This is a genomic window from Microbacterium sp. zg-B185, assembly GCF_030246885.1.
In the GTDB taxonomy this organism is placed as follows: Bacteria; Actinomycetota; Actinomycetes; order Actinomycetales; family Microbacteriaceae; genus Microbacterium.
This window is the reverse complement of record NZ_CP126739.1, coordinates 3299955-3317827: the sequence shown is the minus strand read 5'-3', so window position 1 is coordinate 3317827 and position 17873 is coordinate 3299955. Positions and strand designations below refer to the sequence as shown.

The window sequence follows — 17873 nt, the reverse complement described above, 5'->3', positions numbered from 1 at the left end:
ACAACATCGTTGGTCTTCAGACCATATTGCAAGCCCTATAGTCAGGTTCCGAACGGCTTATGTACACTTCATGCAAAAGCGTGAGGGACCGCAGGGGGCTCGCGTTGTCACGAAGGGACCACCATGTCGCACGGTGTCGGGATCGTCGGAGCCGGCCCCGGCGCGGCCGCGCTGCACCTGCCCACGATCGCCCGCATGCCCGAGGACTTCTCCGTCGTGCACATCTCGGATGCCGGCAGCGGTCGCGCCGAGCAGCTCGCGTCTCCGATCGGCGCTCGCTGGTCTGCGGGGACCGCGGAGCTGCTGGCCGATCCCCGGGTGTCGGTCGTGGTGCTGTGCAGTCCGCCCGCCGAGCACGCGGTGCAGATCCTGGCGAGTGTGGCGGCCGGAAAGCCCGCCGTGCTGTGCGAGAAGCCCCTCGCGACGACCCCGGACGATGCCGCGACGGTGATCGCCGCGTGCCGCGAGGCGGGAACGGCTCTGCTGATCGGCACCAACCACCTGTACGACCCGGCGTGGGGCCGGGCGAAGCACCATCTCCTCGCCGGTGGTCGCCCGGTTCGAGCCGTCTCCGTGACCCTGGCGCTGCCGCCCAACGGCCGCTACCACGACGTGGTCACGAACGCCTCGGCGCCGGCCTCGGTCCCGGCCCGTGGCGCCCCCGACCTGTCTGAGGCCGGCGTCGCGGCATCCGTCGTGCGCGCGCTGATCACGGGCCTGGCGGTGCACGATCTACCGATACTGCGCGATCTCGCCCCCGTGTTCGAGAGGGTCGTCTTCGCGCGCGCGATCGCTCCGATCGGCTACGCCGTCGGCTACCGTGCGTCGGGCATCCCCGTGCGACTCACGACGGTCATGCTGCCGTCGGGCGCTGACGCGGTGTGGCGCCTGGACATCACCACCGATACCGACCTGGTGGAGGTGTCGTTCCCGCCCGCCTTCGTCCACGCCGGCAGCGCGACGGTGCGGGTGACGGCGCCGTCCGGCAGGGTGACGACCTATCCGCCCGCCGGCCCCGACGGGTACGTGGCCGAGTGGGGCGCGCTCGCCGACCTGCTGAACGGCACGAGCGTCGTCGAGTACGACGAGCTGCTCGATGACTCTCGCTATGCACTGACGCTGGCCGAGGCGGCGGCCGCGCGCATCCGCTCCGGAGGTGGACCATGATCGGCGTCCTCGCGCCCGCAGGGGCGTATCGGGTGGCGCTGGCCGAACTCCCACGGCGGACACGACTGGTCGACCGCGCGGACGGGGCGGTGGTGGTGCTGCCCGGGGACCCGGGGTGGGTCGAGGCCGGACTCGCGGCGACCGCTGCGGGGGCGCGCGCTCTGGTGGTCGCCGACCCCGCGTTCGCTCCGGCGGCGGACATCCATCTGCTCGTGAGCGCCGGCATCCCCGTGGTGGTCGAGCGCCCCCTGCTGCGGGCCGATGCAGCAGGCGACGCCCGAGATGCCGGATCCGACCCGCCCCGCACGGTCGTCGCCGACGGGGCCGCGCCGGCGGCGCAGCTGCGCTGCCTGCTGCGGGACGCGATGGGATGGCTGCGGGTGCTGAGCGGGGCGCCCCTCCGGCTCGCCGCGGCCGACGGCGCGTTGGCGCTGCTGGAGACCAGTGCCGGGATCACCGCATCGCTCACGGTTGTGGGCTCCGCCGGCGCGAGGAGGTGGATCCGCGCGCACGCCCTGGCGGAAGCGGCCACCGAGGTGCAGGTGGTGGACGGGCGGACAACGGTGGCCAGGATCACCGATGCGGGGCGGCTGATCGCCCCCGCGCGATTCGAATCGTCCGAGCGCCTCGCCGTGCGGCGCGCGCTGGACGCGCTGGATCACCACCGGCGGCCGGCCGACCTCGACGAACTCGTGGCGGACACCGCTCTGGCCGACCGGATCGCAGCGCGCTGACATAGATGTCGGTGATTCTGGTCATAGGCGATATGGGATTCCCTGATATGCCCGGCGGAGGCGAAAGTGGTTCCGGAACCACCCGCACGCGTTTACTCCGAAGGGATCGAAGATGATCAAGCTGCTCTCCCACCTCTCCTATGTCGAGATCACGGCGGCCGATGTCGAGGTCTCCGTCGACTTCTACGTCAACCAGGTCGGGCTCACCGAGGTCGACCGGATCGACGGCAAGGTGTATCTGCGCTGCTGGGGGGACTATTACAAGTACTCCGTCGTGGTCGCACCGGGCGACGGGCCGTCGCTGGTGACGGCGGCATGGCGCACGACCAGCCCCGAGGCGTTGGAGGAGGCGGCCAAGCGTGTTCAGGCGGCAGGCATCGAGGGCGAGTGGTTCGAGGGACCGGCAATCGGCCGCGCCTACCGCTTCACCGGCCCGTGGGGCCACACCCTCACGCTGCACTGGGACGTGGAGCGCGTCCACGTCACCGACGGGTCGAACGCCTCGATCTATCCCGACCGCCCCACCCGGCGCAGCAAGGTCGCAGGAGCCCCGCGCCAGCTGGACCACGTCACGATCGCGACCAGCGATGTCGACGCGTTCGCGGCCTGGTACAGCGAGGTGCTGGGCTTCCGCGTGATGGCCAGGACGGTCCTGGATGAGGCCCCCGTCTCGGTGTTCTCGGTGCTGACCACCAACGAGAAGTCCCACGACCTCGGTGTCGTGCGGGACGGATCGACCCGCGCCGGGCGCATCAACCACTACGCGTTCTGGGTCGACACCCGCGAAGAGCTTCTCATCGCCGCAGACGTCCTGATGGAGAACGGCTATCCCATCGAGTACGGCCCGTCCATCCACGGCATCGGCGAGCAGAACTTCCTCTACTACCGGGAACCCTCCGGCTTGCGCATCGAGCTGAACACCGGCGGCTACCGCAACTACGTGCCGGACTGGGAACCGAACACCTGGCGCCCGTCCCAGGGATCGAACAACTTCTACCGCAACGGGGCCATGCCGATGTCCATGACAGAGTCCTTCCCTGCCGCGGACGGCCCGAGTGCGACGGAGGAGGGGGTGCCGGACGAGATCAAGGCGGCGCTGTTCAACCCCTACGCCAAGCACGGTCAGGGCTGACAGACTTCGTGGGCGGCGCGCCGTGAATGCCGGGCCGCCCACGAGCCACCACTCGCACGACGATGAGCGATGAACGGAACCACACGATGACGACGACCGACCGACTCCACGCCCCGTTCGCGCTCGGCCGCTTCCGAGACGCCGACGGTGTCGCCCTCGGTCTGGTCGCCGGTGACCGCATCCGTCGCCTCACCGCCGTTGAGCTCGGCGCCGCCGACCTCAACGCGTTCCTCGCCGAGCCGGACTGGGACCGCCTGAGTGCGCTGGCATCATCGGACGGATCCTGGATGCCGGTGGCCGAGGTGGTCCTGACCGCTCCGGTCGAGCCGCGCCAGGTGCTCCAGGCGGGTGCGAACTACCGCCAGCACGTGATCGAACTGGTGGCCGCGGGCCTCACCCAGAACAGCGATCGTACGCCGGAGCAGGCGCGCGAGTTCGCCGCCACCATGATGGACGAGCGGGCCGCCGGGGGCGAGCCGTACTTCTTCATCGGCCTGCAGGCCTGCGTCGTCGGGGACGACGTGCCGCTGGTGCTTCCGGCGTACAGCGATCAGCACGATTGGGAGCTCGAGCTGGCAGTGGTGATCGGTCGCGAGGCGTTCCGGGTCTCGCGGGAGGAGGCGCTGGATCACGTCGCCGGCTACACGATCGTCAACGACATCACCACGCGCGACCTCGTCTTCCGCAAGGACATGAAGGAGATCGGCACGGACTGGTACCGGTCCAAGAACGCCCCGGGGTTCCTTCCGACCGGACCGTTCCTGGTGCCCGCGCCGTTCGTGCGCGCCGGCGAGGTGAACCTGCGCCTCGAGCTGAACGGGCAGGTCATGCAGGACGGCTCCACCAGCGACCTGCTCTTCGACATCCCCGCCCTCATCTCGGGAGCGTCGCAGACGATGCCGCTGCTGCCCGGCGACATCCTGCTGACCGGCAGTCCGGCCGGCAACGGTCAGCACTGGAGGCGGTTCCTGCGCGACGGCGACGTCATGACCGGCAGCATCGAGGGCCTCGGCACGCAGGCCGTGCGGTGCGTCGCCCCTCGATCGGGCGCCGGCGTGTCCACCCGGGAAACGAGCCTGTGATGACGCCGTCCGACGACCCTGCCGACCTCGACCGCACGAATCCCGAGGCCGAGATCGCCGCGCGCGCCGAGGCGTACCGCAACTGGGGGAGATGGGGACCAGACGACGTGCTCGGCACCCTCAATCTGATCGACTCCGCCAAGCGGATCGAGGCGGCCGCGCTCGTGCGTGAGGGTGCGGTCGTCTCGCTGTCGCAGTCCTTCGACACGAACGGGCCGCAGAAGGGGTGGCGCCGCCGGACCAATCCGGTGCACACGATGACCGACACCGGCGTCGACGCCGAACGCGGCAACCAGGGTTTCCCGCACGGCATCGGCGGAGCGGACGACGTCATCTCCATGCCCCTGCAGTGCTCCACGCAGTGGGACGGCCTCGGCCACATCTTCGATCACGGCATGGCCTGGAACGGTCGCCGGGCCGGCGACGTGGTCACCAGCGAGGGGGACCTCGTCACGGGCATCGAGCACGCGGCATCCGTCATCGTCTCGCGCGGAGTGCTGCTCGACGTCGGCCGCCACCTGCAGCCCGAGACCGGCGAACTGCCCGACGGCTACGCGATCACCACGGCGGACCTCGACGCGACCGCGCGGGCCGAGGGCGTGACGATCGGCCGCGGCGACATCGTCCTGGTCCGCACCGGTCAGCTCGCCCGCGCACGCCGCGACGGCTGGGGCGACTACGCCGGCGGGCCCGCGCCCGGGCTCTCGCTCACGACCGCCGGGTGGCTGCACCGCACCGAGATCGCGGCGATCGCCACCGACACATGGGGTTTCGAGGTGCGTCCCAACGAGTTCGACGTGCCCGCGTTCCAGCCCCTTCACCAGGTGGTGATCCCGAACATCGGCTTGACCATCGGCGAGATGTGGGACCTCGAGGCGCTCGCCGAGGCGTGTGCCGCCTCGGGGCGGTACGACTTCCTCCTCTCCGCGCCGCCCCTGCCGATCACCGGCGCGGTCGGATCACCCATCAACCCCGTCGCGATCCTGTAGGTCGCGACCTCACCCGAAGATCAGCACCGTACGAGAACAGAGAGGTTCCCGACATGACCGCAGTGAAGAAGGCCGCCATCGCCGGAGGCGGCGTCGCGGGGCTGGCCGCAGCCATCCAGCTCGCGAAGGCCGGCATCGCCGTCGACGTGTTCGAAGCCAAGCCCGAGCTGAGCGCGCTGGGGTCCGGCATCTCGCTGCAGGGCAACGCCCTGCGCGTATTCGACGCGATCGGCGTATGGGAGGACATCCGTGCGGCGGGCTACGCGTTCGAGGGTCTGAACCTGCGCGCCCCCGGCCCCGGAGCACCCATCGTTGCAGCCCTGCCCGACGTGAAGACGGGCGGGCCGGATTACCCGTCGGCGATGGGGATGCCGCGCGCCGACCTCGCTCGGATCCTGCTCGAGCACGCGCAGCGGGCCGGCGCGGGGGTGCACTTCGGCCGGAGGATCACCGGCGTCGACGATCGGGCGGACGGCGCGGTCGAGGTGTTCGTCGACGACGAGTCGGCGGGTCACTACGACCTGCTGATCGGCGCCGACGGCCTGCACTCCACCGTGCGGGACCTGATGGGCATCGACACGAAACCGCAGCCCACCGGCATGGGGATCTGGCGCACGTTCGTCTCCCGCCCGGCCGAGGTGGAGCGCAGCGAGCTGTACTACGGCGGTCCGGTCTACATCGCCGGGTACACGCCGACGGGTCAGGACAGCATGTATGCGTTCCTGGTGGAGAAGGCGCAGGACCGGTTCGGCACCTCCGACGAGGATGCCACCCGCATCATGCTCGAGGAATCCCGCGCCTATGACGGACCGTGGAACTCGATCCGCGCGGACCTCGCAGACGGCGCGCACGCGAACTACACCTGGTTCACGCAGCACATCCTGGACGCTTCGTGGAACCGTGGTCGCGTCGTGGTGATCGGGGATGCCGCGCACAGCTGCCCCCCGACCATCGCGCAGGGTGCCGCACAGGGGCTGGAGGATGCGTTCGTCCTGGCCGAGCTGCTCACCCAGCGGGATGCCGTCGACCAGGAGCTCTGGGACCAGTTCCATGCCCGACGCCTCCCGCGTGCGAAGGCGGTGGTGGAGGCATCCGTACAGCTCGGCCAGTGGCAGATCGACGGCAACCGGGACGCGGACGCCGGCGGACTGATCTTCGGGATCGCTCAGAAGATGGCGGAGCCGGTATGACGGAGGCGATCGACTCCGTCGCCGTCACCGATGTGCACGCTCACGTGCTGCTGCCCGCCCTCCACGAGGAGGTGCAGCGGCGCGCCGCCGACGGAGTGCGCGCGGCGGCGGAGCTGGAGCTGCTGCGCAACGGTGCCGAGAGCCTCGCCGTCTCCGGGCCGATGGTGGGCGCGCGGATCCCGAAGCTCACGGATGTGCGGGTGCGGCTGGCCGACATGGACGCGCAGGGTGTCCAGCGGCAGTGGGCCAGCTACCTGCGCAGGATCTGGTTCGACACCGTCGTGCACGACCCGCACGACCTGCGCACGCTGGTCGAGGTGGCCGGCGGATCCCAGGTCCTGCTCGGCAGCGACTACCCGTTCGATATGGGACTGGATGACCCGGTCACGTTCGTGCGGGGCGCCGGGCTGCCGGCAGAACTGGCCGCACGCATCCTGGGCGGCAACGCCCAGACGCTCCTGAAAGCGCTGGTGCACGCATGAGGGTCGCGCGCTGGGTCGCGGACGGTGCGATCGGCGAGGGATTCGTGATCGATGAGCGGGTGGTGCCGTTCCCGCACGGGCTGACCGTCGCCGACGTTCTGACTCGGGGAGTCCTCGCCGCGCAGGCGCTGGTCCTGCGCGCGGACCACTCGGCCGGTCAGCGCCTCGACGACGTCCGGCTGCTCGCGCCGCTGGTGCCGGCGGCCATCCGCGACTTCGTCGCGTTCGAGGAGCACGTCGAGGGGGTGAGCGCGGGAGTCGAGGGAACAAGCCACGTCGCCGAGGAATGGTACGACGCCCCCACGTTCTACTTCACGAATCCGCACACCGTCCTGGGGCCCGGCGAGGCGGTGCGCCCGCCGGTCACCGAGCGACTGGACTTCGAGCTGGAGCTCGCCGTCGTCGTCGGCGGCGTGCCCGGATCGGACGGGTCGAACCTGACACCGGATGCCGCGGCATCCCACATCTTCGGCTACACGATCATGAACGACTGGTCCGCGCGGGACCTGCAGGCCCGCGAGATGAAGGTGCGCCTCGGGCCCGCGAAAGGCAAGGACTTCGGCACCTCGCTCGGTCCATGGATCGTCAGCGCCGATGAGCTGGCCCCCTTCCTCGACGAGGACGGGTTCCTCGCGGTGCGCGCCGAGGTGTACGTGAACGACGCACTGATCGGCGCGGATCTGGTCTCGAACATGGGCTGGCCGTTCCCCGAACTGGTGGCCTATGCCGCGCGCAACTCGAAGGTCGTCGCGGGAGATGTGCTCGGGTCGGGGACCGTCGGCAACGGCGGGTGCCTCGGCGAGCTGTGGGGGCGTGCCGGCGCGCTGATCCCGCCGCCGCTGCGCGAAGGCGATGAGGTGCGCATGGTGGTCGAGGGGATCGGTGAGCTGATCGGGTCCGTAGGTTCGCCCGTCCGCGTTCCCGCGGTGTCGCCGGCCCGACCGCGGTCGCGGATGCGATCCCGCTGACTTATGTTGCTTTTGCGCTAAAGCGCGTTTAGGATTGACATGACGTCGGGATCCCCCGGATCCGTTCCCTCGCGTGACGTCGCGCGGGGGGCACACACCGTCGCGTCGACGGCCCGATCGTTCGGGTGAATCGCGTATGCCGCTTTCTCCCTGGAGGCTCCGCCTCCTCATCGTCGCACTGCTGACCGTGTCGTTCCTCGGCGCCCTCGACCACACCGTCGTCGCGACCTCGCTGGCGACGATCGCCGGCGAGCTGGGCGCCGTCGAGCACATGAGCTGGGTCATCGTCTCGTACACGCTGGCCAGCACGGTGCTTCTGCCGGTGCTCGGCAAGCTGGCCGACCTGGTCGGCGCACGCCTGGTCTTCCTGGCGAGCCTGGCGCTGTTCATCATCGCCTCGCTCTTCTGCGGCCTCGCTCAGGACATCACGCAGCTGGCCACCGCCCGCGTCGCGCAGGGCATCGGGTCCGCCGGACTCCACCTCATGCCGCAGACGATCGTGGGCGAGGTCACCACCCCGCGGGAACGTCCCCGCATCCTCTCCCTGATCGGGGCGGCCTTCCCCATCGCGATCCTGGTCGGACCGCTTGCCGGCGGTCTGATCACCGACGCGTGGGGCTGGCGCTGGATCTTCTGGATGAACATCCCGATCGGCATGCTGGCGCTGGCGCTCGCGGTCGTCGCGGTGCCGCACATCGCCGGGAGGTCCGCCCGGCGGTTCGACATCGCGGGAGCGGTGGTGCTCGGCATCACGGTCACCGCGTTCGTGCTCGGAGCCGGTTGGGCCAGCGCGGGCGGCGACAGCGGCGTCCCGGTGCTCGTGGCCGCGCTGGTGGCGATCGTCGGTCTTGCCGCCTTCATCGCGATCGAGCTGCGGGTGTCGGAGCCGGTGGTGCCGCTGCGGCACTTCGCCAATCGCACGATCCTGTTCTGCATCGTCCTGTCCACCGTGATCGGCGTCGGCCTCTTCTCCGTCGTCTCCTACGTGCCGACCTTCATTCAGATGGCGTACGGTACGTCGGCCACCGTGTCCGGGCTGGTGCCCATCGCGACCGTGTTCGGGATGCTGGTCAGCACGCTCGTCACCGGATCGCTCGCGAGCCGCACGGGCCGGTACCGGGCCTTCCCCATCTTCGGCACCTCCGCGGCCGCGATCGGCCTGCTCGTCATGGCATTCCTGCCGGCCGGGATGCCGCTGTGGGTGCCGATGCTGGCGATGGGGCTGGTCGGCATCGGCACGGGGTCGTTCATGAACATCATCGTGGCGGTGGCGCAGAGCGCCGCGTCGCGTTCGGACACGGGCAGTGTGACGGCCACCGTCAGCCTCGTCCGGCAGGTCGGCTCCACCACGGCCACCGCGATCGTCGGGGGCCTGATCGGGGTGGGGGTGACCGCGGGACTGCCGGCGTCGCTGGATGCCGCGACCCTCACTCCGCAGGCCGTGGCAGCCGCATCCCCGGCCGTTCAGACCCAGGTGGCCGAACTGTATTCCGGGGTGCTCGCGCCGATCTTCATCGGCCTCGCACTTGCCTACGTGGTCGGTATCGTCGCGTCCCTCCTGCTTCCGCCGGGGCGCCTGTCCGACGAGCGCGACGCGCCGTCGACGGCTGCGGCCGAGTCCGCGATCGCCTGAGCACCCGAACTCGTCCCGAAGGAGACACCATGTCGCACCACGCCACCATCGCCGTCGTCGGCAGCGGACCGATCGGCTCCGCGTACGCGCGGATGCTCCTGGAGCAGCTGCCGGACGCGCACGTGGTGATGTTCGAGGCGGGTCCGCAGCTGACCGCGATCCCGGGTGAGAGTGTGCGCAACATCGCCGACCCCGCCGAGAAGGAACGTGCGCGCGAGATGTCGCAGGGCCCACAGGCGGGGGAGCTGCGGGAGTCGCTGGGCATCCCGGCCGGTGCTGTGGTGGAGGGCATGTTCACGGCGCGACAGGGCACGCACCTCCTCGACTTCGGCGGGGACGGCTCCGCGCACGCGCCGACCTTTCCGGCCGTGGCGGCCGCGACCAACGTCGGCGGACAGGGGGCGCACTGGACCTGCGCGACACCGGCGCCCGCCTTCAGCGAGAAGATCCCGTTCATCGCCGATGACGAATGGCACGACCTGCTCGAGGTCGCCAAGGACCTGCTGCACGTCCAGAGCGCGGCGTTCGCGGACTCGGCGGTCGGTGAAGGCATCCGGTCGCTGCTCGAGGAGGAGTACGCCGGTGAACTGCCCGACGGCTACGGGCCGAGCACCCTGCCCGTCGCCGGCGACCCGCAGCCGGACGGCACCATGCGCTGGGCCGGGGCGGACATGGTGCTCGGGCCCCTCATCGACCCGGAGTCGCCGTTGAGCGCCCGGTTCGAGCTGCGCGATCTCACGCTGGTGCGCCGTGTCGAGGTGCAGGACGGTCGGGCGGTCGGCGTCACGGTCGAGGACCTCCGCACCCGCGAGACGCGTGTCGTGCCGGCGGATCTCGTCGTCGTCGCCGCCGACGCGTTCCGCTCACCGCAGCTGCTGTGGGCGTCCGGCATCAGGCCGCCGGCGCTCGGGCGCTATCTCACCGAGCACCCCGTCGTGATCTCCACCGTCGCTCTCGATCCGGACAAGATCGGACGGTTCGCGTCCGAGGCCGATGTGGACGCCGAGATCGCCCGACGCTCGGTGAACCCGGCCGACCCGGTCGCGGCGGTCAACCGCATCCCGTTCTCGGAGCCGAACCATCCCTTCTCGCTGCAGGTCATGTACGCCGAGAACCCGCCGTTCCCGCTCGACCCGTCGCACCCGGCCGCGGGCAACCGCTGGGGCTACGTGAATATGGGCTACGGCATGCGCAAACGCCCGCGGTTCCAGGACGGCGTGACGTTCTCGGACGAGGAGCTGGACTACCGCGGGTTTCCGAACATGACGATCGAGTACGAGCTGACGGATGCCGAGAACGCCGAGATCGCGGCGGCCACCGAGCGGCTGCGCCGCGCGGGCAACGCGCTGGGCACGTTCATCGCGGAGCCCCGGCTCCTGCCGAACGGGTCGAGCCTGCACTACATGGGCACCATGCGGATAGGGGAGGCCGACGACGGCACGTCGGTCGCGGACCCGTGGTCGCGGGTGTGGGGCGTCGACGGCCTGATCGTGGGGGGCAACGGCGTGATCCCGACCGCGAACGCGATGAACCCCACGCTGATGAGCGTCGCGGTCGCGGTGCGCGGCGCTCGCAAAGCCGCGGAACAGCTGGCCGCATCGGATCACACCCGCCAGACCGGATAGCCGCCACCAGCCCGGGACAGAACTCCGCTGTCTCGCGGTGCCCGTCCGCTCTCGCGGGACGGGGTCAGCGGGGACGCCGGTCAGCGGACGCCCTTCATCAGCGCCAGCACCGGCTTCACCGCGAACAGGAGCGCGGCGCCCAGCCCGATCGCCACGAAGCCGAGCGACGTGAAGTACGGCACCTCGTTCTCGGGATCGTAGAACTGCGCGAGCCACCCGGCCAGGGCCGTGCCGAGCGCGATGGACAGGAAGAACAGCGCGATCATCTGCGTGTGGAAGACCTTCGGGGCCAGCTTCGTGGTCACCGACAGCCCCACCGGTGAGATGAGCAGCTCGGCGATCGTGAAGACCAGCAGGATGCCGACGATCGCCAGCAGCGGCGTGCTGTTGGGCGCCCCGTTCGCCCACGGCAGGAACAGCAGGAACGCGGCGCCCATGATGATCGCGCCGAGGCCGAACTTGATCGGCGTCGAGGGCTGGCGGGTGCCGAGCTTGGTCCACACCGCGGCGAAGACGCCGGAAAGCACGATGATGAAGATCGGGTTGATCGACTGGACCCACGACACCGGCATCTCCCACCCGAAGATCGAGCGGTCGAGGCGCTTGTCCGAGTACACGGTCAGCACGGTGAACTGCTGCTGGTACAGCGACCAGAACCCGACGCTGACGATGAACAGCGGGATGAAACCGAACACGCGTGACCGCTCAATGGCGCTGATCCGGCGGCTGGAGAGGATCACCGCGAAGTAGGCGATGGTGGCGATGACCGTGGCGATGATCACCACCCCGGCGAGGTTGTCGGCGCGGATCACCCCCAGCAGCACCAGAGCGACCAGGACGACGGCCCCCGCGACGGCGATGCCGATCACCGCGCCGTAGCGTGCGCGCGGCAGCGGGTTGGGCACGGCGCGGGATGCCGCGGGCAGCTGCTTGCGGCCGAACGAATACTGCAGCAGCCCCAACGCCATGCCCGCCGCCGCCAGCCCGAAGCCCCAGTGGAAGCCCCAGGTGGTCTGCAGCAGACCGGTCAGCAGCGGACCGAAGAATGCGCCCAGGTTGATGCCGAGATAGAACAGGGAGAAGCCGGCATCCCGTCGCGGGTCATCCTCGGAGTAGAGGGTTCCGACCACCGAGGTCGCATTGGCCTTCAGGCCGCCCGAGCCGACCGCGACCAGCACCAGGCCGATGCCCAGACCCACGTATCCCGGCAGCAGTGCGAGCGCGATGTGCCCGCACATGATCACGATCGCGCTGACGAACAGCACGCGCTCCGACCCGAACAGGCGGTCGGCCAGCCATGCGCCCAGAATCGTGGAGAGGTACACCGCCCCGCCGTAGGCCCCGACGATGCCCGTGGCGATGACCTCCGGGACCCCCAGGCCGCCCTCGGCGACGGAGTAGTACATGTAGATGAGCAGGATGCCCTGCATGCCGTAGAAGCTGAACCGCTCCCACATCTCGACGCCGAACACGTGCGCCAGCGCCCACGGCTGCCCGAAGAACCGGCTGTCGTGGTCGGCGCCGTCCTCCACCGGCGTGCGCACTTCCGCCGCCGGGCGTGACCCGTCATCCGGGGGGACGGTGGGGCCCCGCTCGACGCCATCGTCAGTGCTCATGGCGCCAGGCTAATCCTCCGTCAGTCGCGAAGGGAGGGGTGCCGCTCCTGCGGTGCGCGCTTGGCGGGAATGAACAGCGCGACGACGAGCGCGATGACCGCGGCCGCACCGCCGAGGATGAACGACAGGGAGAAGGCCGTCGGCGTCGGCGTCGGCATCCCCTCGAACTCCACGGAGTAGCCGGCCAGCACCGCACCGACCACCGCGGCCGCGGAACTGGTTCCCAGCGACCGGAACAGCGCGTTCAGGCCATTGGAAGCGCCCGTCTCGCTCTGCGGGACCGACCGCATGATCAGCATCGGCATCGATGCGAAGCCGAAGCCGATGCCCACCCCGATCAGGAGGTTCGCGATGAGGATGTGCCACACCTCGGACGAGAACAGCAGGGTGAACCCGTACGCCACGACCAGTGCGATCGCGCCGATCACCAGCAGCAGCTTCGGCCCGGTGCGGCGCGCCAGGCGCCCTGCGACCGGGGAGAGCACCATCATCACGATCCCGGAGGGCATGATGATGAAGCTCGCGGCCAGAAGCGACAATCCGAAGCCCGCGCCGGTGGCCACCGGCAGCTCGAGGATCTGCGGGTAGATCACGTTGGAGGCGAACAGCGAGAATCCCATCGCCACCGAGGCGATGTTCGTCAGCAGCACTGCCGGTCGTGCCGCGACCCGCAGGTCCAGGAGCGGCTCCGGGATGCGCAGCTCGAACCATCCCCAGGCCAGCAGGACGACCAGGCCGCCCAGGCCGGTGGCGAGCACGGCGGGGGAGCCCCAGCCCCACTCGTTCCCGCGCGAAATGGCCAGCAGGATGCCGATGAGCCCGACGGCGAGCCCGGCGGCGCCGATGTAGTCGAAGCGGCCGGCGGTGCGCAGCACGCTCACCGGCACGATCCACAGGACCAGCACGAAGACGATGACGCCGAGACCGGCCGCGAACCAGAACAGCAGATGCCAGTCGCTGCGCTCCGTGATCAGCGCGCTGATCGGGAGCCCGAGCGCTCCGCCCACACCGAGGGTGGCGCTGATCAGCGCGATCGCGGAGTCGACGCGCTTCTCGTGGAGCACGTCGCGGAGGATCGCGATGCCCAGCGGGATGACGCCGGTCACGGCGCCCTGCAGCGCGCGACCGATGATGACGCCGACTATTCCCGTCGACAGGGCGGCGATGACCGAGCCCGTGATCATCACGGCCATCAGCACCAGAACGATCCGCCGCTTGCCGTACATGTCGCCGAGTCGCCCCGCGATCGGGGTGATCACGGCCGCGGCGAGCAGCGTCGAGGTGACCACCCACGCGGTGTCCTCGCGGCTCGCGTTCAGCAGCTCGGGCAGTCGCGCCTGGATCGGCACGACCAGCGTGAACATGAACGAGGAGCACAGACCGGCGACGGCGAGGACCGCGACGATCGCCCCCTGCCGGGGCATTCGGGTGAGGCGCCGGCGTTCGTCCTCATCCGATCTCATCGCTTCAGGCTATCGGCGCAAAGAGGGGTCCCGGACCGCCGGGCTGCTGCGGACGCATCGCGCGCGGCAGACTGAGCGCATGGCACACGACGATCGGGATGCGGCATCCGAGTCTTCTCAGGACGCAATCGGGATCCGTCCGCTGGAGACGATCGCGCAGATCCAGGAGGCCGCGGTGGTCCTCCGGCGGGTGTGGGCGGGGGAGCGCGACGCGATGCCGGGGAACCTGGTCCGCGCGCTGGAGCACTCCGGCAACTACGTCGTCGGCCTCTACGACGGCGAGCGGATGGTGGGGGCGTCGATCGCGTTCTTCGCGGCGCCGGCGGCGCGTTCGATGCACTCGCACATCACCGGGGTGCTGCCCGGGCTGCAGAGCCGCGGACTGGGGCGCGTGCTGAAGCAGCATCAGCGCCAGTGGGCGCTGGACCGCGGCGTCGGGCACATCACCTGGACATTCGATCCGCTCGTGGCGCGCAACGCGCACTTCAACCTGCGGGTCCTCGGCGCACGCGTGAGCGAGTATCTGGTCGATCACTACGGACCCATGGACGACGAAGTCAACCGGGGCGACGAGACCGACCGGCTCCTGGTGTCGTGGGCCCTCGCGGCCCCGCCGGTGCCGACCCCGCCCGACGAGCACGTCGTCGCAACGGTGGCGGTGCCGCGCGACATCGAGACCCTTCGACGCGAATCGGCGACGGATGCCGCGGCCTGGCGCGTCCGGGTGCGGGAAGGCTTCCTCAGCCGCCTCGCCGCGGGGTTGGTGGTCGGCGGCTTCGACGACGAGCGCGGGTACCTGTTCGTGCGTCCGTGAGCGTGCGGTGCCGCTCGGGCCGCGTGCGGTGCCGCTCGGCCGCGTGGCTGGTGCTCGGGCCGCGTGCCCACCTCGGTCGGTATCGTGAACGGCATGATCCCGCCCGACTGGACACCGCACCGCCGCGACGACGGCGAGCTGGTGGGCTGGATCCGCCCGGAGGGCGAGTACTGGGTCGCCGTCGATCTGCTCGGGCACGCGGCATCCGGCCCTGTGGACTGGCTCGAGGCGGAGGCGACGCTGGAAACCCGCGGGCTGTCGTGGCTCGCCGAGGTGTGGATGCTGGAGCGCGAAGCGGCCGGTCCGCTCCGGGTCAAGCTGGTCGAGGTCACCCCCGGCGCCGCGGGAGAGGCCGGCCGGGTGGTCGTGCAGACCGACGACTTCGGAGCGATCGACGTCCCGGTGGACCGGTATGCGCTGCCGTGGCCGTCGCCTGCGGCGCTTCGCCCGCGGCGCCCGGACGACGTGCAGGGTTCTCCGTTCGACTGAGGCCGCATGTATCTGGGCGCCCGGCCCGGACTCCTCGCTGCAGAGGTCGCGTTCGCGACGCAGAGGAGGCGGCTATGCGCACGCTCGTTCACACCATCGCGCGGGCGATCCAGGGCACCCGGGGGGATCGGGTGCGACGCGGAAAGCGTCCCCGCCGCGCGCGGTCCACGTTCGTGCCGGTCGACGGACGCCTCCGCGCGCTGACGGCGGACTAGCCTGGGCGCATGCCGCTCGCTCGACCCGCGCCGTCCGTCTGTCTCGAGGGCTTCGAACTGCGCGTCCTGCAGATCCCGCTCGTCTCCCCGTTCACGACGTCTTTCGGCACCGAGACCGTGCGCGAGGTCATCCTGGTGCGCGCGCTCACGGCAGACGGCGACGGGTGGGGCGAGATCGTCACCGGAGCCGCGCCGCTGTACTCCAGCGAGTACACGCAGGGTGCGTGGGATGCCTCGCTCCGCTGGTTGATCCCCGCGCTGCTGGACCGGCACACGCTCGCACCGGAGGAAGTCCCCGTCGTGCTGCGACCGTTCGTCGGTCACCGGATGGCCAAGGCCGGCATCGAGCTCGCTGTGCTCGACGCCGCGCTGCGCAGCGAGGGGCGGGCGTTCGGCGAATACCTCGGCGCCGTGCGGGACCGGGTTCCCTCCGGGGTGTCGGTGGGGATCCAGCGGGACCCCGCCGCCCTGGTGGAGGTCGTCCGCGGGTATCTGGACGAGGGCTACGTGCGCATCAAGATCAAGATCAAGCCGGGGCGCGATGTCGCCGAGACCGCAGCGGTGCGGGACGCGTTCGGCCCGATCCCGCTCCAGGTCGATGCGAACTCCGCCTACACGCTCGCCGACGTGGACACGCTGGCCGAACTGGACCGCTTCGACCTGCTGCTCATCGAGCAGCCGCTGCAGGAGGACGACCTCGTGGACCATGCCACGCTGTCCCGGCACCTGCGCACCCCGGTGTGCCTGGACGAGTCCATCGTGTCCGAGAAGGCCGCCGTCGACGCGATCGCCCTGGGCTCGGCATCCGTGATCAACATCAAGGCCGGCCGCGTGGGCGGGTATCTGGAGGCGCTTCGCATCCACGACCTGTGCGTGGATGCCGGGATCCCGGTGTGGTGCGGCGGCATGCTCGAGACCGGCATCGGGCGCGCCGCGAACGCGGCGCTCGCGGCGCTGCCGGGGTTCACTCTGCCCGGCGACGTGTCGGCCTCGAACCGCTTCTACGCCCGCGACATCGTGACCGAGCCCGCCGTGCTCGAGGACGGGCACGTCCGCGTGCCGACCGGCGCAGGTCTCGGCGTGGAGATCGACCCGGTCGCCCTGGAGGACTTCACCGTGCAGCGCGAGGTCATCCGCCGGTAGCCGCGCCCCGGCCCCCGCCCCGCGCCCTCTCCCCCCCCCGCGCCCCCTCTCCCGTCGCGCGCTCGCCCCCCCGCGCCCTCTCCCCTTTCTGTTCACTTGCCCTGGATGTACACCAGAAGCGCGATTCGGTGTACATCTAGGGCAAGTGAACACCGGGGGCGGCCGACGAGCGCGCCGTCCGCACGCGGGAGGGGGCGAGGAGGATGCGGGGACACCTTGCGCGCGGGGTCGGCGCACGGGCACGCGGCCTCGCCGCAGCATCCGCCGCGGCGCTCATCCTGCTCGCGGGCTGCTCCGCGACCGCGACGCCGGAGGCGTCCGCTCCCGCGGGTCTGCCCGCCGGAGTGACGGTCCAGCTCGTGCAGCTGCGCTCCGACGTGGCCGCGCGGCAGGCGCAGGTCGAGGTGCACAACGGCACTGACCACGACCTGACCATCGGAGCCGTCGCGGTGAGCGACCCGCGGTTCGCCACCCCGGCCGGGCGGGTGCTGGAGCGCGAGTCGCTCGTCCGCGCCGGCGGCACGGTCGACATCCGTGTGCAGCTGCCCGCGATGGACTGCGGCGTCTCCGACTCCGGGGCCGGTTCGGTGCGGGTGGACTACTCCGCCGGCGCCGGCGACGTGCGGGCCGAAGTGCCGATCGATGACCCGCTGGACTTCCTCGGACCGCTCCACGAGCGTGAGTGCCGGGCTGAGGCGGTGACGGATGCCGCGGCCCTGAGCCTCGCGTCGTTCACCCCGTCGCCCGCCGGCGAAGCCGCGGATCTCGTGCTCGAGGTGAAGCCCACGGGACGGGGCGCGGTGAGGATCGTCGGCATCCAGACGACGAACCTCCTCACGTTCGCCGCCGGACCGGGCAGCACGGCGGACACGTTCCCGCTCGGCGTCGCGGTTACCGCCACGGATGCCGCACCGCTCGAGGTGCACGTTCCGCTCCTCCCGCTGCGATGCGATCCGCACGCGGTGCAGGAGGACAAGCGAGGCACGATCTTCACGGTCGAAGTGGAGCTGGACGGCGCAGACGGACAGATCGAACTGGCCGCGTCGGAGGACATGCGCGGTGCCATCCTTACCTGGGTCGCCGACTGGTGCGGATTCGGCTGAGACCGCGCACACCGCGCGCGCACGTGCG

Annotated in this window: 17 protein-coding genes; 15 read left to right on the top strand and 2 right to left on the bottom strand. The window is 70.6% G+C overall.

Features of this window, described 5'->3' with window-relative positions; all coding sequences use genetic code 11:
- Positions 1-123: 123 nt before the first annotated feature.
- The 10 genes from QNO12_RS15750 (at position 124) to QNO12_RS15705 (ending at position 11002) form a co-directional block, all read left to right on the top strand.
- The gene (locus tag QNO12_RS15750; RefSeq protein WP_257501208.1) at positions 124-1167 is read left to right on the top strand and encodes a Gfo/Idh/MocA family protein; all 1044 of its coding nucleotides are present in this window, start codon (positions 124-126) and stop codon (positions 1165-1167) included.
- A complete protein-coding gene (locus QNO12_RS15745; protein WP_257501209.1) occupies positions 1164-1901 on the top strand; it encodes a hypothetical protein in 738 nt (245 codons plus the stop codon). Before QNO12_RS15750 ends, QNO12_RS15745 begins: the two co-directional genes overlap by 4 nt.
- A gap of 112 nt (positions 1902-2013) precedes the next feature.
- Positions 2014-3033: a VOC family protein gene (locus QNO12_RS15740; RefSeq protein WP_257501210.1), complete on the top strand. Its 1020-nt coding sequence runs from the start codon at positions 2014-2016 to the stop codon at positions 3031-3033.
- Positions 3034-3119: 86 nt separating this feature from the next.
- Positions 3120-4115, top strand: a complete 996-nt coding sequence (locus QNO12_RS15735; RefSeq protein WP_257501211.1) for a fumarylacetoacetate hydrolase family protein — start codon at positions 3120-3122, stop codon at positions 4113-4115.
- The gene (locus QNO12_RS15730; RefSeq protein WP_257501212.1) at positions 4115-5104 is read left to right on the top strand and encodes a cyclase family protein; all 990 of its coding nucleotides are present in this window, start codon (positions 4115-4117) and stop codon (positions 5102-5104) included. Before QNO12_RS15735 ends, QNO12_RS15730 begins: the two co-directional genes overlap by 1 nt.
- A gap of 53 nt (positions 5105-5157) precedes the next feature.
- Entirely contained in the window at positions 5158-6294 is a 1137-nt protein-coding gene (locus tag QNO12_RS15725) for an FAD-dependent monooxygenase (protein WP_257501213.1), read from the top strand.
- Complete coding sequence (locus tag QNO12_RS15720; RefSeq protein WP_257501214.1) at positions 6291-6776, top strand: amidohydrolase family protein; 486 nt, start codon at positions 6291-6293, stop codon at positions 6774-6776. The genes QNO12_RS15725 and QNO12_RS15720 overlap by 4 nt, the downstream gene beginning before the upstream one ends.
- The gene (locus QNO12_RS15715; RefSeq protein WP_257501215.1) at positions 6773-7744 is read left to right on the top strand and encodes a fumarylacetoacetate hydrolase family protein; all 972 of its coding nucleotides are present in this window, start codon (positions 6773-6775) and stop codon (positions 7742-7744) included. The genes QNO12_RS15720 and QNO12_RS15715 overlap by 4 nt, the downstream gene beginning before the upstream one ends.
- Positions 7745-7880: 136 nt before the next feature.
- Entirely contained in the window at positions 7881-9377 is a 1497-nt protein-coding gene (locus QNO12_RS15710; RefSeq protein WP_257501216.1) for an MFS transporter, read from the top strand.
- Between the two features lie 29 nt (positions 9378-9406).
- Positions 9407-11002: a GMC oxidoreductase gene (locus QNO12_RS15705; protein WP_257501217.1), complete on the top strand. Its 1596-nt coding sequence runs from the start codon at positions 9407-9409 to the stop codon at positions 11000-11002.
- An 80-nt stretch (positions 11003-11082) separates the two neighbouring features.
- On the opposite strand, the gene QNO12_RS15700 is transcribed toward QNO12_RS15705, so the two are convergent.
- Positions 11083-12618: a peptide MFS transporter gene (locus tag QNO12_RS15700; RefSeq protein ID WP_257501218.1), complete on the bottom strand. Its 1536-nt coding sequence runs from the start codon at positions 12616-12618 to the stop codon at positions 11083-11085.
- 20 nt (positions 12619-12638) lie between these two features.
- Positions 12639-14042 carry an MFS transporter gene (locus QNO12_RS15695; RefSeq protein ID WP_257501278.1) on the bottom strand — a complete coding sequence of 468 codons (1404 nt, stop codon included), beginning with the start codon at positions 14040-14042 and terminating at the stop codon, positions 12639-12641.
- Positions 14043-14160: 118 nt separating this feature from the next.
- Between QNO12_RS15695 and QNO12_RS15690 the strand changes: the two genes are divergently transcribed.
- From QNO12_RS15690 to QNO12_RS15670, 5 genes are all read left to right on the top strand, one after another.
- Complete coding sequence (locus QNO12_RS15690; protein ID WP_257501219.1) at positions 14161-14895, top strand: GNAT family N-acetyltransferase; 735 nt, start codon at positions 14161-14163, stop codon at positions 14893-14895.
- A 93-nt stretch (positions 14896-14988) separates the two neighbouring features.
- Positions 14989-15384, top strand: a complete 396-nt coding sequence (locus QNO12_RS15685; protein ID WP_257501220.1) for a hypothetical protein — start codon at positions 14989-14991, stop codon at positions 15382-15384.
- 74 nt (positions 15385-15458) lie between these two features.
- Positions 15459-15599 carry a hypothetical protein gene (locus QNO12_RS15680; RefSeq protein ID WP_257501221.1) on the top strand — a complete coding sequence of 47 codons (141 nt, stop codon included), beginning with the start codon at positions 15459-15461 and terminating at the stop codon, positions 15597-15599.
- A 9-nt stretch (positions 15600-15608) separates the two neighbouring features.
- Entirely contained in the window at positions 15609-16742 is a 1134-nt protein-coding gene (menC, locus tag QNO12_RS15675) for an o-succinylbenzoate synthase (protein WP_257501222.1), read from the top strand.
- Positions 16743-16945: 203 nt separating this feature from the next.
- On the top strand, positions 16946-17845 hold the full coding sequence (locus QNO12_RS15670; protein WP_257501223.1) for a hypothetical protein: 900 nt from the start codon (positions 16946-16948) through the stop codon (positions 17843-17845).
- Positions 17846-17873 lie beyond the last annotated feature (28 nt).

What these genes read in the sequence shown, in the direction of transcription:
- QNO12_RS15750 (WP_257501208.1), top strand. Translation starts at nt 124, where the DNA reads ATGTCGCACGGTGTCGGGATCGTCGGAGCCGGCCCCGGCGCGGCCGCG.
- QNO12_RS15745 (WP_257501209.1), top strand. Translation starts at nt 1,164, where the DNA reads ATGATCGGCGTCCTCGCGCCCGCAGGGGCGTATCGGGTGGCGCTGGCC.
- QNO12_RS15740 (WP_257501210.1), top strand. Translation starts at nt 2,014, where the DNA reads ATGATCAAGCTGCTCTCCCACCTCTCCTATGTCGAGATCACGGCGGCC.
- QNO12_RS15735 (WP_257501211.1), top strand. Translation starts at nt 3,120, where the DNA reads ATGACGACGACCGACCGACTCCACGCCCCGTTCGCGCTCGGCCGCTTC.
- QNO12_RS15730 (WP_257501212.1), top strand. Translation starts at nt 4,115, where the DNA reads ATGACGCCGTCCGACGACCCTGCCGACCTCGACCGCACGAATCCCGAG.
- QNO12_RS15725 (WP_257501213.1), top strand. Translation starts at nt 5,158, where the DNA reads ATGACCGCAGTGAAGAAGGCCGCCATCGCCGGAGGCGGCGTCGCGGGG.
- QNO12_RS15720 (WP_257501214.1), top strand. Translation starts at nt 6,291, where the DNA reads ATGACGGAGGCGATCGACTCCGTCGCCGTCACCGATGTGCACGCTCAC.
- QNO12_RS15715 (WP_257501215.1), top strand. Translation starts at nt 6,773, where the DNA reads ATGAGGGTCGCGCGCTGGGTCGCGGACGGTGCGATCGGCGAGGGATTC.
- QNO12_RS15710 (WP_257501216.1), top strand. Translation starts at nt 7,881, where the DNA reads ATGCCGCTTTCTCCCTGGAGGCTCCGCCTCCTCATCGTCGCACTGCTG.
- QNO12_RS15705 (WP_257501217.1), top strand. Translation starts at nt 9,407, where the DNA reads ATGTCGCACCACGCCACCATCGCCGTCGTCGGCAGCGGACCGATCGGC.
- QNO12_RS15700 (WP_257501218.1), bottom strand. Translation starts at nt 12,618, where the DNA reads ATGAGCACTGACGATGGCGTCGAGCGGGGCCCCACCGTCCCCCCGGAT.
- QNO12_RS15695 (WP_257501278.1), bottom strand. Translation starts at nt 14,042, where the DNA reads ATGCCCCGGCAGGGGGCGATCGTCGCGGTCCTCGCCGTCGCCGGTCTG.
- QNO12_RS15690 (WP_257501219.1), top strand. Translation starts at nt 14,161, where the DNA reads ATGGCACACGACGATCGGGATGCGGCATCCGAGTCTTCTCAGGACGCA.
- QNO12_RS15685 (WP_257501220.1), top strand. Translation starts at nt 14,989, where the DNA reads ATGATCCCGCCCGACTGGACACCGCACCGCCGCGACGACGGCGAGCTG.
- QNO12_RS15680 (WP_257501221.1), top strand. Translation starts at nt 15,459, where the DNA reads ATGCGCACGCTCGTTCACACCATCGCGCGGGCGATCCAGGGCACCCGG.
- menC (WP_257501222.1), top strand. Translation starts at nt 15,609, where the DNA reads ATGCCGCTCGCTCGACCCGCGCCGTCCGTCTGTCTCGAGGGCTTCGAA.
- QNO12_RS15670 (WP_257501223.1), top strand. Translation starts at nt 16,946, where the DNA reads ATGCGGGGACACCTTGCGCGCGGGGTCGGCGCACGGGCACGCGGCCTC.